At 33.5% G+C, this 13,619-nt stretch carries 14 protein-coding genes; 2 read left to right on the top strand and 12 right to left on the bottom strand.

Annotated features, from left to right (window positions below):
* Window positions 1–89: 89 nt before the first annotated feature.
* The 9 genes from ACKI67_RS01055 to ACKI67_RS01015 form a co-directional block, all read right to left on the bottom strand.
* Window positions 90–653 (bottom strand): hypothetical protein, encoded by a 564-nt coding sequence (locus ACKI67_RS01055; RefSeq protein ID WP_407461537.1) that lies wholly within the window; start codon window positions 651–653, stop codon window positions 90–92.
* Window positions 654–797: 144 nt separating this feature from the next.
* Window positions 798–1,049 (bottom strand): hypothetical protein, encoded by a 252-nt coding sequence (locus ACKI67_RS01050; RefSeq protein WP_407461536.1) that lies wholly within the window; start codon window positions 1,047–1,049, stop codon window positions 798–800.
* Between the two features lie 223 nt (window positions 1,050–1,272).
* Window positions 1,273–2,178, bottom strand: a complete 906-nt coding sequence (locus tag ACKI67_RS01045; RefSeq protein WP_407461535.1) for a hypothetical protein — start codon at window positions 2,176–2,178, stop codon at window positions 1,273–1,275.
* Between the two features lie 358 nt (window positions 2,179–2,536).
* Window positions 2,537–3,007: a hypothetical protein gene (locus ACKI67_RS01040; protein WP_407461533.1), complete on the bottom strand. Its 471-nt coding sequence runs from the start codon at window positions 3,005–3,007 to the stop codon at window positions 2,537–2,539.
* A complete protein-coding gene (locus ACKI67_RS01035; protein WP_407461532.1) occupies window positions 3,007–3,189 on the bottom strand; it encodes a double zinc ribbon domain-containing protein in 183 nt (60 codons plus the stop codon). Before ACKI67_RS01035 ends, ACKI67_RS01040 begins: the two co-directional genes overlap by 1 nt.
* Window positions 3,190–3,252: 63 nt before the next feature.
* Window positions 3,253–3,642: a DUF6508 domain-containing protein gene (locus ACKI67_RS01030; RefSeq protein WP_407461530.1), complete on the bottom strand. Its 390-nt coding sequence runs from the start codon at window positions 3,640–3,642 to the stop codon at window positions 3,253–3,255.
* A complete protein-coding gene (locus tag ACKI67_RS01025) occupies window positions 3,639–3,785 on the bottom strand; it encodes a zinc ribbon domain-containing protein (protein WP_407461529.1) in 147 nt (48 codons plus the stop codon). Before ACKI67_RS01025 ends, ACKI67_RS01030 begins: the two co-directional genes overlap by 4 nt.
* A gap of 253 nt (window positions 3,786–4,038) precedes the next feature.
* Complete coding sequence (locus ACKI67_RS01020) at window positions 4,039–6,006, bottom strand: Ig-like domain-containing protein (RefSeq protein WP_407461528.1); 1,968 nt, start codon at window positions 6,004–6,006, stop codon at window positions 4,039–4,041.
* Between the two features lie 84 nt (window positions 6,007–6,090).
* Window positions 6,091–7,641, bottom strand: coding sequence for an Ig-like domain repeat protein (locus tag ACKI67_RS01015; RefSeq protein ID WP_407461527.1), 1,551 nt, complete (start codon window positions 7,639–7,641; stop codon window positions 6,091–6,093).
* 361 nt (window positions 7,642–8,002) lie between these two features.
* Between ACKI67_RS01015 and ACKI67_RS01010 the strand changes: the two genes are divergently transcribed.
* On the top strand, window positions 8,003–8,443 hold the full coding sequence (locus tag ACKI67_RS01010) for a MarR family winged helix-turn-helix transcriptional regulator (protein WP_407461526.1): 441 nt from the start codon (window positions 8,003–8,005) through the stop codon (window positions 8,441–8,443).
* Between the two features lie 212 nt (window positions 8,444–8,655).
* Window positions 8,656–9,381: a RecB family exonuclease gene (locus tag ACKI67_RS01005; protein WP_407461525.1), complete on the top strand. Its 726-nt coding sequence runs from the start codon at window positions 8,656–8,658 to the stop codon at window positions 9,379–9,381.
* 60 nt (window positions 9,382–9,441) lie between these two features.
* Here ACKI67_RS01005 and ACKI67_RS01000 read toward each other — a convergent pair whose 3' ends face one another.
* The 3 genes from ACKI67_RS01000 to ACKI67_RS00990 all read right to left on the bottom strand — a co-directional run.
* Window positions 9,442–11,709, bottom strand: a complete 2,268-nt coding sequence (locus tag ACKI67_RS01000) for an ABC transporter permease (RefSeq protein ID WP_407461523.1) — start codon at window positions 11,707–11,709, stop codon at window positions 9,442–9,444.
* 70 nt (window positions 11,710–11,779) lie between these two features.
* On the bottom strand, window positions 11,780–12,484 hold the full coding sequence (locus ACKI67_RS00995) for an ABC transporter ATP-binding protein (protein ID WP_407461522.1): 705 nt from the start codon (window positions 12,482–12,484) through the stop codon (window positions 11,780–11,782).
* Window positions 12,485–12,651: 167 nt separating this feature from the next.
* A partial coding sequence (locus ACKI67_RS00990; RefSeq protein WP_407461521.1) for a condensation domain-containing protein occupies window positions 12,652–13,619 on the bottom strand: 968 nt, incomplete at its 5' end.

Raw genomic sequence — 13,619 nt, 5'->3', positions numbered from 1 at the left:
TTCAAAATAAAGATAATTTAATAATTAGATTGTAAAAATAAGTTATTTAATAAAATTATAATGTGATTGAAAAATTAAAATAAAAAAAGTTATTTTACAAAAATATTTAAAAATTCAATATTCTCTTCATCAATATGGCCTTCTATTGATTCTAGAATATTATCTACAGTTCCATCAAAAATAGCATAGGAAAGTGGCATATGCTCATAATCCCAATAATCAGATCTTTGTAAAAATGTCAATAAGCTTAAGGCTTCAAGCAAATCCAAATCTTTTTCCGAAAGTATTTTCTCCCAATCTGCCTTAAGCTCTACATCATGCTTTTCCTTAAGCAGATTCACATACTCATTATAGTCTTCAATAGCCAATTTGTATTTGAATAGAATATTTACAAGAAGATAATTCAATCCATCCAAATCATAGTCCTTGCTTAAAACTTCCTTCTTGAAGTCATATTCCAGAATGTATTTTTCCTCCAAGTCATTTTCGCTTCCTATTTTTTCTAAAAATGAGAGATAATCATCATTGTATGAATCATAATCCTCTTTAAGATATGCTCTGAATTTGACTAATTCATTTAACCTCTCTTCCCATGACAGGTTTTCCTCTGGAATCTGTAGAATCTCATTTGCTATCTTGTAAAAATCATTCATTTTATGGCCCTGGAATTTGATATGAAATAATTGAAATAATGATTAATTAAATAATATTTTTAAGTTAAATTATTGATTTTAATTAAGAAAATATTTAATTTAATTAATATTAATATTTTTTCTTAATTAAATCCAATAGGTAATCTACATCAACACTTCAAAGAACTCTTTATTCAAGTAATTTATATGTGTGATCAGCTGTCTTCTTTTCATTTGAAGCAGCTTATGATTGTACATCAAATCATCATATCTTTCCTTATCGTACTCCTTTCCCATGTCCTTATTACATTGAAGTTTCCAGATTTCCTTGAATTGCTTGCTCATTTGATCCTTAATGCTTTGAAGCTGTAAAGTGGCTTCATTGATTTCTGAAGTTAATTCATCTATTCTTCTCATAGAAAGCCTCCTAAATAAATTAACCCATTTTAAATAAAAGTTAACCATATGTAAATTAATGTTGGATTTAATTGCTTATAAATAAAAAACAAGAGCATGTGGAAAGTAATGTTCTAATCAAAATTTTTCAAAAGGGATTAAATCTAAGCATTTTGAATCCAATGCTCTTTAAAAAAAGTTTGCAATGATATAAAAGTAAAAAAAGAAAAAATTTAAAAAAGAATTATTTAGATTTGCATAACTGGGCAATCTTGGCTTTAGGCAAACCTGTGGCTCTAGAAGTGTCTTCCAATGAAAAACCTTCCTTAATCATATTAACAGCAATGATATCAATACCTTGCTCAATACCCTGCTCAATACCCTGCTCAATACCTTCATTCACTAATCTTTCATAAAGCTTTTGAGCGCCAGGAGTCAAAACAACCATATCAGAACCTCCATAACTATTTTCAACTTCCTTATAACACCATTTATTGGCATAAATCAATACAATCTTGATCATATCCTCATATTCCTCATGAGAGATATCCTTTATTCCATAAAAATTATTCAAAAGCACATTTATGGCTTCAGCCTTATTCTTTGAATCCATCATCGGACTAGCTAAAAACAAAGCCTTTTCCTTATCTGACAACCTAAACTTGTTTCTTATTTTATATAAACTATTATTTAAAGTTTGTTTTTGATTTAAAGCCTTTAACGATATGATAAGCATAGTAAACTCTTCACAGGGACCCACCCTATGTCTGAAAAGTTTGTGCTTAGTGTGAACAGTGCTGAAAACAACCATCCTCACATCTTTCTTATGCTTAAAATGCAAATTGGCCTGATATTCGTAAAACACTGTTTTTCTTTTATAATCCAATCTTGATGACTGGAACTCAAGGCCAATGACCAAATCCTCGAAAGTGTCAAAGGGACAGTCCGGAATAAATCTTTTTCCATCTTTTGTGAAAAATTCAGTTTCCAGTTTCTGCTTGAAATTGAATCTGAATAAATCGCTTTTCATTAAATCATCAGGACATGCATTAAGAATCTCTTGGGGAAAAGTGTTCCAAAATGCCTTTGGATAAAAGTCCATAATCAGCTCTGGAAAGTTTTCTGCAATCACATCATTGACAATGTCCAATATCCCTTGAGGATAGGTGTCAAAGATATTCTTGAAAATGCAATCATAAATATGAAATACTGCCTTAACACCTCCAACAAATTATTGTTTAATCTTAATTTGTTGAAACTGGTATTTAAATTAGTTAGTTTAATCTAATTCTAATTTTATAATCTTATTTTGATATTTCAAGTCCATACAATATTTTAATAAAATTATAAAATTATAAAAAAAATGAAAAAAAGTGTTTCCACTTCATAAAATAGTCCGATATAATAAATAGTTAAAAAAGTGTTTCCACTTCATAAAATAGTCCGATATTATAAAATTATAAAAAAGTGAAAAATGTTATAACATTAAAAAAAAAATAGTGAAACAGTCAATATCTGACTGTGCTAATCATGCGAGACATTGTTTCATTGTCCTTGCATACAATGATCACATTGTCATTTGTGTTCTCTGGAGAGAAGAATGCAATGTAATTGCTGTCCTTGCTATTGTACCATACAGTATGGTTGGACAAGCTAATCTGCTCAGCACCCAGCTTATAGGCTTCCTGTGTGTATATATATTGGGAACCGTCTCCTATCAGGTCCATTGTAGACTCATTTCCCATATTGAATGATGTGATTTCAATATTGTTTTGGGAATCATTCACAATATGCATATGCGGACTCACTTGTGTCTTTGTCACATTGTCAGATATTGGAACATCCAGTGAAAATGTGTCTGTTATGTTTACAGTGTGGTATATTATCTGCTCTTCTCTAGCTTGATTATAGGCACCAATAGCTAGAAACGCTATTATTATGAGTGAGAGAATTATGATGATTATGTCTTTCCTATCCATTAGCGTTCACCATACCAATACTCATATATATTAACCCCACAATTAGGGCAAAGAAATTCAGAACTATCTACAAGTGCACCGCAAAAGGGGCATTCGTCATCAAAGGATCTTAGATCCGCTCCGCAATGAGGGCAGGTCATGTCCCCATTGTTTACATTTCCTCCACAAAATGGACATTTCATATAATTCCTCCCTTTACTTTAATAGTAGTATTGTTGATGGAGTTTATAAAGGTTTTTAAAAAATCATAATTCATTTCTTATTTCTTCCAGTCTTGAAAGCAGATTGTAGAATGTTCTGTTTTCAATAGCTCGTAAAAAGCATCCCCCACAGTGACGTTCTTCTCTATGAAGCCAAATCAATACTGCAAAAACCTCTTCAAGACTTAATTTTTCTCTAGAAAAGTCTACAGCTTCACTTTTATGATATTTTCTTTTCATCACTTCTATTTTAGGATAGTATTTAGTGTCAAGAACATCATATTTGTATAAGAGATGTTCTATTTCTCTAGCTTCTTTACACTCACTATAATCCCAATCATCCACCAAATAAGCTTCCTCTGGAGGATTTTCAAAATAGTCTTTGTATTGTATAAAATCATCTAAAATGATTTTAAGTTCTTCTTTAGATTTCATATTAACCATATGTCATTGTCGTCCTGGATTTCTTCGTCAAATTCACCTTCGTACTCATCGTAGTAGGAGCTTAAATCCGCTCCACAATGTGGGCAGATCAAGTCTCCATTACTTACATATTCGCCACAGAATGGACAATTCATATTTAGTTCCTCCCTTTACTCTAATAGTAGTATTGCAATAGGGGTTTATAAATCTTATTGATTGATTTTGAAAAGTAGAAAGTAAATTATTTAGAGCAATGAAAATTAATTAAAAAAAGTTAAAATTAAAAATAAGCTATTTAAAGCAATGATAATTTATTAAAAAAAGTTAAAATTAAAAATAAGGCATTTAAAACCAATTAATTAAAAAAAAAATAATATGTTTTGAGTAAAGACCCAAAACAATTTAAATCTAATTTATTACCAAGTTAGCTGATTTGCTAATGGCTGCATAGGTTTTGTCTCCTGCAAATTTTGCAGTGAACTTATAGGTTCCTTTCTTGGAAAGGCTTACATTAACTTTAGCGACCCCTTTGGAATTGGTTGTTGCTGTGTATGTTTTTCCATTCACTTTGAAGGTGACCTTCTTGTTTGCAAGAGCTTTTCCTGCTGAATTCTTCAATGTTGCAGTCAATGACTTGGTCTTGATACTTGCCTTATATGATTTCTTAGCACTTGCAATCTTTGTTGCTTGCTTTTTGATGGTGATCTTATATATGTCAAATGACGCTGCAGTCAATTCATCACCTAAGAAAGCGACAGAACAAGTATGGGAACCTGCCTTTGCCATATTGATTTGTATTTTGGCATTTCCCTGTGCATCGGTTTTCTTTTTATAGATTTTATTATCTATTCCAATAAGCACTTCCTTGTTTGCCAAAGGACTGCCTAATGCATCCTTAAGATTAAGGCTGAAGTATCCTCCTGTTCTTCCATCCAACTTGACGTTTACTGCATTGGTTGTCAAATCCTTAGCGGTTATGATTGATTGTACTTGCGGACGCAATATGCTGTAGTCAAAGACATCATCGGTCTCATTCAAGTAAAGCAACATGTTGTATTTGATTATGCCCACTTCACCATTTATCTTGAAGTCAAATGTGCTGTTGGAATCTCTGGATGAATTTGATTGTCCCATCATGGCGAACATTGCCATGAAATCCTTTAGGCTGGACATGTCAAAGCTGGACATGTCAAAGTTGCTGAAATCAAATTGTGACATGTCGAAATTGCTTATGTTGAATGTAGGGCTGTCAGACATATTGAAGACAGCTGCCATATCCTTGAGGCCAAGGCTGCTGAACAGTCTCATAAGATCGCTTGCATTTGCACTTAAATTAAACATTGAATTTCCATCACCGCTTATTTTGATGTTTGTGAATAATTCGTTGTCAAGATAAATGCTCATGACTTTAGTGAAATTGGATTTCACAGCATTGCCACTTGATCCGCTTGATGATGAGTCCTTGACGGACTTGTTTGAGACGGTTATTGTAGCCACTGCAAATGATGCCCTATTCATCTCGTCTCCCAAGAAGCATACGTAGCAAGGATAAGTGCCTAACTTCTTAAGATTGATCTGCAATTTGGCAATTCCCTTGCTGTCAGTGATTTTCTTATAGATCTTATTGCAAAGGGCTATTTGAACTTCCTTATTGGCTAAAGGATTGCCTAAAGCATCTTTTAAGATAACAGTGAAGTATTTGCCAGTCTTGTCTGTCACAGGCTTGGTTGTCATATTTTTTACAGTCAATACAGTGCTTGCCTGAGGCCTGGCGACATTGAAGTCAAAGGTTTCATCGGTTTCATTCAAGTTCATCAGCAGATTATATTTCACTATGCCGACTTTACCATCTATGCTGAAATAGAAATTGCTGCTGTTATTTACCATATTGAACATGCCTGCAATGTCTGAAATGTTCATGTTGGACATGTTGAAATTGGACATGTCTATGTTTGACATGTTGAACATGGAACTGATGTTGTCAAGTCCCATCTTGGTGAAGAGGTCCATCATGTCAGTCATGTTCATGGAAACATTTCCATTGTTGGAAATGCTTATGTTGGTTACATATTCATTGTCAATATAGATTCCTATGGTTTTTGTGGTGACTTCCTCTTCATCTGATGGATCATCTTCACTTAAAACCATTGTTTCATCAGATTCACCTATAGGTTCTTGTGCATCTAGGCTTGAATCATCAACAACAGGCACTTCATCAGCAATTGTTTCTTCCACATCAACAGTTCCGATTTCTTCAACATCAGACATCTCAACAACATCTGCTGAATCATCCACATCCGATGCGCTTGCGGTGGAAATGGCAAGTGAAATAATCAGAACCATGGATAAAATTAATAAGATTCTGTTAATCTTCATTAGTTTCCCCCAAAAAAATCATTTTAAATAATGAAAAAAAAGAATTTTGTTTTGAGAGAGAATCTCAAAACAATTTAAAAAAGTCTATTTAATGGTCAATTTACCTTTTGCAGTTACTGCAGCGTAAGTGTTGTCACCAGCATATTTGACTGTGAAGTTGTAAGTTCCTTTTTTGGATAAGCTTACTTTAACTTTAGCTACACCTTTGGAATCGGTTGTAGCAGTGTATTTTTTACCGTTTACAGTAAAGGTGACTTTTTTACCTGCAATTGGGTTTCCTTTTGCTGATTTGAAGGTAGCTTTAAGGGTTTTTGTTTTAGCGCTTGCCTTATAGGATGCATCTGAGGTTGTAAGTTTAGCAGTTTGTTTTTTAACTGTGATTTTAGCAACAACAAATGATCCGTTGAAAGCGTCATCTCCTAAGAATGCTACTGCAAAGGTGTATGTACCTGCTGCCTTGAGGTTGATTTGGAGTTTTGCTTGACCATTGTCATCAGTTTTTCTATCATATACCTTACCATTGAAACCGATTTGCACAGTTCTGTTAGCTATAGGTTTGCCGCTTGCATCCTTCAAGGTAAACTTAAAGTATTCACCGGTTCTGTTGTCAACATCCACATTTACTGCTTTTGTGGTCATGTCCTTATACTCGATTGTTGTAGCTAACCTATTGATGTTTGCTATATCACCTTGAAGGACATTGAGTTTTGCAGTGTCGTTTACAGCTGCATTATAGTTTCTGTTAGGCAATACTTGTACGGAAATATTGTATTCTCCTTCTTCAAAGACATATGCGAAGCTGTTTGGTGCAGCTCCCATGCCCATCATTCCCATCATGGCAGACATGTCGAAACTAGATTCGTTAGAGCCGTTTCCTCCACCGAACATACTAGCCCAATCCATTCCGCCAGAGCCGTTGCCTCCGCCGAACATACTAGACCAGTCAAAGCCTCCGGTACCATTGGAATCATTTCCAGAACCTGCAAACATAGCCATCATGGAAGACATGTCGAAACTTGCTACAGATCCTGTGACGTTTGCAATGTATTTGCTGAAGCTGTTTCCTTCCATTATGATGCTTACGATAACATCTGCAGTGATGTTGTTGCCTTTGCCATCGGTAATGTTGAATGGAATTGTTATGACTTCTCCACTAGTTACTGTTACATCTTCAACGCTAACCACTGGAGTTGCTTTACAGATTGTGAGCTTAGTTAAAGAGCTGGATATGTCAGCACCATTGACTTTTGCTAAAATGTTATAATCTCCTGCATCTAAGCTTTTAGCTGCAAAGGTGTGAGTAGCTTTTCCTTCATCGTCAAGTTCAATATCCTGCAAATATTCTCCGTTAACATAAAGGCCTACATTCTTATTGCCATTTAATATTTCAGTATTTGCTACGCTGATTTCAACGCTAGCATCCTCACCATAAACTGCTTCCGGTGCACTTACAGAAATAGGATTCTCTTCATCGGTCAATATATCTTCATTTTGATAATCTAAGCTATCACTAACTGATTCCACTTCCTCATCTGCAACTGCAATATCATCGATATCTGCAGCACTTGCAGAACCAAGGATAATCAATGAAGCAAGAATCATAGTGACAATTAACAAACTTTTATTAATTTTCAAAAAATTCCCCCATTTGATCAATTTTTCTAATAAATTCAAAGTTTGACTACAATCGTAGCGTATGTGCCAAAACGAGCTTTTTTTCACCTAAATTAAAACCCCCACATTTTAATTTGATTGACAAAAAAATCAAATAATCTTTTAACATAATTAACTAGGTGTAGTCAATTAATTGTTCTTTTTATGATAATTAATAAATATTTTCTTTAATAACTGAACACTTTGATAATTAAATACTTTAATTATTAAACACTTAATTGATTAAACACTTAATTGATTTATTAGTGAAAACTTTTAATATGAATATTAACAAAGCATTTATTATATTAAAAATATATTTTTATTTAAAGAAGGGGTTTAGATGATTGAACCGACTATTGAAATACCTGAACATTTGATTTATTTTTTTACTGTAATCAAAAGCTATGAATCCAATTTCAACAAATGCCTTGAAATGTATAATATAAACACTGTTGAAATACTTATTTTATTGGAAATCTGCAACAACGAAGGACTGAATCAAGTCGACCTTGTCAGAAAGTTCCATGTCACTGAAGCAAATATCAGCCAAACAACTAAAAACCTAATGAAGAAGGGATTCATAACCAAAGAGATTGACCCCAACCACAATTCAAAAAAATTGCTGTTCCTGACTGAAAAAGGACATGAACTTTGTGAAGAATTGCTTGTTATGTTTAGAAATTGGAACCATAAGGTCATAAAGGGAATAGATATGGATGATTTGGTTTCCTTTGGTGAAACATTAGAGTTGATTTATGCAAATTGCCTTGACTTGATTTAACTGAATTTGACTCTTTTTATTATATTTCAAGTCAAGTTAAAAAAAAAAAATAAGATGAGATCAGATCTGCTTTAATTCAGTAGATTAAGTCTCAGTTCTACTTATTCTACACAGAATGGATTATTCATTATATCACCCAATATTCTTAGATATTTATGGATAATTTAATTTACTAAATAAAATATAATAGTAAATAGTGAGGGTGTGAAATTATGACTGAAAAAATGACTTTATCCAAATCCAAAATAAACACATTCATTGAATGTCCACGTAAATTCAAATACAGATACATTGACGAAATAGCTGAAGAAGCCAACGAATATATGCTTCTTGGAACAGAAGTCCATGAAATAGCTGAAGAAATAGCTGGAGAATTGATGGATGGAAACGAGATTGATGACGTATTTTTAAACCTTGATTATGATGAGAACCTGGAAGATCATATACGTGGATTGGAGAAATTCTTCAAGGATATCTATTCAAATGGTTATGAGATTTTCAGTGTTGAAGAGTACATTGTGGATGAAGAGAATGATTTGAATGGAATCGTTGATATAGTCATAAAGAATAAAGAGAGTGATGAGCTCATTATATTTGATTATAAGACTGGAAAGCCAAGAAACATAAGCCAATATAAATTGGAATTATGTGTGTATAAATTGTTGTTAGAATCCAAGTATCCTGACCTTAGTGTTTCCTCTGCAGGAATTTACTTTACAAGTGCAGGTGCATATAGAATAGCTAATTTTGGTTCTGTAGGTGCAGATTACTTCAAGTCACAGTCAAAAGAGGATCTTGGTGATGGTGACTTTGATTATGTGGATGGGGTAGTTGATAATCTGTATGAGACTATTGATAGAAACTACTTCAAAAAAGAAAAAGGATTTTTATGTAGATATTGCTTTTATAAAGAGATGTGTGATGGGGATTTTGGCTAAATGAATTAAAAAAATAAGATGAAAAATAAAAAAAATAAAAAAATAAAAATGGAATAAGAATTATTCCAAAATCTTAAGTGCATCAACCATATCCAAATTCTTGATCTTATAGGAGAAATATAGGTTTATTCCAATTGATACCGCCAATATTATTGCAAATGTACAAAGCAGATTCATCGCAGATATTGAAGGTAGGGTAAAAGTCTTTTCGCTTGAAGACTTCCAAACCATATCTAAAACATAATAACCTAAAGGAATTCCTATCAAACCACCAATGACAATGAAGGCTAAGCTTTGTGTCAATAATAACTTTGTTAGCGCACGTGTTTTAAAACCTAAAACCTTGAGGGTTCCAATGTCACGTTCCATTTCCAAAAAGCTCAGGAGTCCTAAATTGTAAAGAACAATTATTGCCAAGGCAACTGCAAAGACCATCAATGCATAGACCATCATCCAAAGTGATCTGTTAAGCTCATGCAAACTGTCCAACATTTCATCACGGGGGATTATTGATTTGATTCCATCATACTCCCTTCTAACATCCTTTTTAGTTATGATGCCTGTTGTAGTATAATTTAAATCCAAATCCTCTAATTTTTTGCTTGACATTATGAAACCTTGAGAGGATGGGTGTCCATATATCTTATCAATCTTCACATCAACCCATTTATCAGAATCCATAATATGCCATTTGACAGTATCTCCAACACCTACTCCTAAGAGATCAGCCATTTTTTGTGAAATTGCAACTTCATCATCCTTAATCTTTATCCTATTTTGATGAATGTCTGTAGGAGTGATTAAATCAGTGCCGTTTAAAACAAGCAATGACCCCGTTTTTTTAGATGAATCCGATTCTATCTCAATGGCAGACTCCATTATCTTATCTCCATCGACAATATCTGCCACTTTATTTACATCTGATAAATTAGCCTCTTCATCTACAACCAATTTATTCTCAAAATGATTAATCTTATCAAATTCCCAATGTTCTGAATCGGTCATTCCATCATACAATCCAAATGCATATATTAAAAGTATGGTACAAGCCATTACACCAACAATAGTAGTGATTGCCCTGAAATTATGTCTTTTAGCATCCCTATAATTCCAACGGAAATTGAAGGACATATGTTTCCAGAATCTGAACCTTTCAACAAATGAGGAAGTTGTTGCCTTAGGCGCCTTAGGCCTTATGATTGTTGAAGGGTCTTCATTGACAATATTCCTGATTGAGAAATATGAAACAATGGCTGAAAGTATAACCATTAATAAAACCACATATGCAAAGCCCATGATTCCAACAGAATTAAAGTAAGGCACTATAAACAGCTTAGCTAATGGAGGATAAGCCAATTTATGCACTATGATAGGACCTAAAATCAAACCTAAAAGGGAACCTGCCAATACCAGCAAACTGTATGATATGTAATGCATCATAAGAGTCCTATTCTTGAATCCATTAGCTTTGAGAATTCCAATTTGAGTTCTTTGATGAGTGATTATCCTTTTCATTGATGTTACAAGCATCAGCATTGAAATGAAAATGAAGACTATAGGAAGGGCATTTGCAATCATTCTTAATTGAATTATCATATGCTGATATGCGCTTACGCTTGAATGATCCTCCCTTAAAAGGAATGAATTATAACCATCCTCCAATTCATCATCCAACAAATATTTGAAATCATCTACATTTCCCTTAAATTTAACATTTAAAACATTATATGGAACATCATCCATTGGAAATGCCTTATAGGACATATAAGCAAAACCATAATCTCCATGAACTGGTTTTACTGCATAGTATGGGAGACTGTAGACATATTCTGGTGAATAAACCAAACCCTTGATTTCCTTTTCGACTTCCATTCCATTGAATTTGAATGTGATGTTGTCTCCAATTTCCAGGGATTTGTTATCTGCAAAACTTTTATCCAGCCATACTCCATCCTCATCATCCAAATCGAATTTCTCTCCTTCCACCAGATAAAATTTGGATATTTTATTATCCTCTATAAAATGAAGCTTTATCTCGGGATTGGTATTGAAATCGGCAATCGAACTTAAAACCAATTGCCTCTCGGTCTGAGTTGTTGGACCCAAATCACTTACTATATCTAGAAACTCATCATCAATGTTTGTAGCATAAATCCAAGCATCGGCTAAATTTGTTTCATTATAATAGGCATTGATGTTTTCTTCAAGGGAAATAGCCTCTGAACTAACACCTGTAAATATGAATACTGCTAAAAATGCCATTAAAAATATGGAAATGAATTGAATCTTATAATTCGAAATGTCCCTTAACATCTTTTTGTACAGCATTAAATCACCATTCTAAAAGAATATCAAATCTCCACAAATCAATATACACCATTCGTAATAATACTAAAATTCACCATTCTATATCAGTGATCTTCATTGGAGATTCATTTAGCTCTATGCTTTCAACCTGACCGTTTTTAATTCTGATAACCTTATCTGCAGCTTTTGCCAGCAATGCATTGTGAGTAACTATGACAACAGTGGACTTTTGATTTTTGCTTAAATCCTGAAGGAGATTCAAAACCAGAATACCTGTGTTTGAGTCAAGAGCCCCTGTTGGCTCATCACATAAAAGCACTGCAGGCTGCTTTGCAATAGCTCTTGCAATGGAAACCCTTTGCTGCTGTCCCCCAGACATTTGAGCTGGAAAATGATCAGCCCAATCCTTAAGACCAACGGAATCCAAAACCTCCAAGCCATTTATCTTTACATCCACCACATCGTTCATCAGTTCGATGTTTTCTATTGCAGTTAAGTTAGGGATTAGATTATAGAACTGGAAAATGAAACCTACGTTTTTAGCCCTGTATTCAGTGAGCTCATTGTCGTTAAATGTCTCTACATGATTGCCATTGACAATGATTTCACCTGAACTAACTGAATCAAGACCACCTAAAAGGTTTAGAAGTGTTGACTTACCTGCTCCTGAAGGACCAAGTATAACAACAAATTCACCTTCTTCAATCGTGAAATTTACATTATCCATGGCCTTTAAAATCTGTTCCCCTGATTGATAAACTTTATCTACATTCTTAAACTCAATTATAGCGCTCATAATTCTCCCCATAAAACATTAAAATTATTGAAAGTTCAAAATGATTAACATACTTAATGAAATGTTTATCATTAACAATAAAAATATTTTATTAAATAATCCTAAATAAAAATCCAATCATTGTGATTTTAATTTTTCTTAAATTACATTTTTAACCTAAATCACCTTTAAATATCATTTAAATCTGTTGAAAGCTCTTCATGAACAATATTTGACAAGATTGATTCCAAAATGTCCTTGAACTCTTCAACCATTTTGTCAGAATACTTATTTGCATTTACAATCAATACGCTGTAATTATCGCCGTTCTTGAATATTTGAACAATGAATTCGGCAAGCAATTCATCCATATTGCCCAATACCTCCTCGAGAAAATCATCCATAAAGTCTGAAGAGAAAACTACACTGTTTTCTCCATCAATCACATCATAGGAAATCCAATCAGGTATAAATTGGAAAATGACTGTTGCGTCAATAGGATAATCCTTAAAAGTCAGTATAAGAGGATAATAATCATACTTTATTGCACCATAGACCATGTCGGATGCATGATCGAAAAAGGAGCCTATGCTTTGATTTGAACAATTTATCAATAATGTAGAGATGTTTGCATACAATCCTATGGCATCATAATCATCGAATCTGCCTCTTCCATTATCTATCATGGAAAACAATACATCTTCGCTACGCTCAAATCTAGAGAGGGCATAGGCAAAGATGCTTGTGAAAAATATGTTTTCACTAAGTCCTGAATTATCCAAAAATGATTTGAGTGCCTTTGAATCAAATTCCAAATCATATGTCTTAAGTCCATATCCTCTGGAAGGATTATCTGGATGCAAGCCCTTTACCTTTTCAATATTGCTATACATGGAATCAAAGAAGTCCTTTGCCTCATCAAATTTCTCAGTGCATTTAATTTGACGATGGAAAGCGGCCATCTTTAAGAATGAATCGTCAACGTCAAGAGTTCCTCCATCAAGCAAAATCTGAAGGTCCCGTTTAAATGTATTTACGCACATTCCATCAAAAATGATGTGATTGAACTTAGCCAGCACTACATATGAATCCTCTAATTCAAGAACCTTGAACATTGCCAAATAATCATACAAATCAAAGCCTTGAGCTAAGAAAT

Source organism: Methanobrevibacter sp. (assembly GCF_045577275.1).
Classification (GTDB): Archaea; Methanobacteriota; Methanobacteria; order Methanobacteriales; family Methanobacteriaceae; genus Methanobrevibacter.
The sequence above is the reverse complement of the archived record's forward strand: the minus strand, read 5'-3'. Positions and strand labels throughout refer to the sequence as shown.

Coding starts and splice junctions, on each gene's coding strand:
- ACKI67_RS01055 (WP_407461537.1), bottom strand. CDS start 653: ATGAATGATTTTTACAAGATAGCAAATGAGATTCTACAGATTCCAGAG.
- ACKI67_RS01050 (WP_407461536.1), bottom strand. CDS start 1,049: ATGAGAAGAATAGATGAATTAACTTCAGAAATCAATGAAGCCACTTTA.
- ACKI67_RS01040 (WP_407461533.1), bottom strand. CDS start 3,007: ATGGATAGGAAAGACATAATCATCATAATTCTCTCACTCATAATAATA.
- ACKI67_RS01035 (WP_407461532.1), bottom strand. CDS start 3,189: ATGAAATGTCCATTTTGTGGAGGAAATGTAAACAATGGGGACATGACC.
- ACKI67_RS01030 (WP_407461530.1), bottom strand. CDS start 3,642: ATGAAATCTAAAGAAGAACTTAAAATCATTTTAGATGATTTTATACAA.
- ACKI67_RS01025 (WP_407461529.1), bottom strand. CDS start 3,785: ATGAATTGTCCATTCTGTGGCGAATATGTAAGTAATGGAGACTTGATC.
- ACKI67_RS01020 (WP_407461528.1), bottom strand. CDS start 6,006: ATGAAGATTAACAGAATCTTATTAATTTTATCCATGGTTCTGATTATT.
- ACKI67_RS01010 (WP_407461526.1), top strand. CDS start 8,003: ATGATTGAACCGACTATTGAAATACCTGAACATTTGATTTATTTTTTT.
- ACKI67_RS01005 (WP_407461525.1), top strand. CDS start 8,656: ATGACTGAAAAAATGACTTTATCCAAATCCAAAATAAACACATTCATT.
- ACKI67_RS01000 (WP_407461523.1), bottom strand. CDS start 11,709: ATGCTGTACAAAAAGATGTTAAGGGACATTTCGAATTATAAGATTCAA.
- ACKI67_RS00995 (WP_407461522.1), bottom strand. CDS start 12,484: ATGAGCGCTATAATTGAGTTTAAGAATGTAGATAAAGTTTATCAATCA.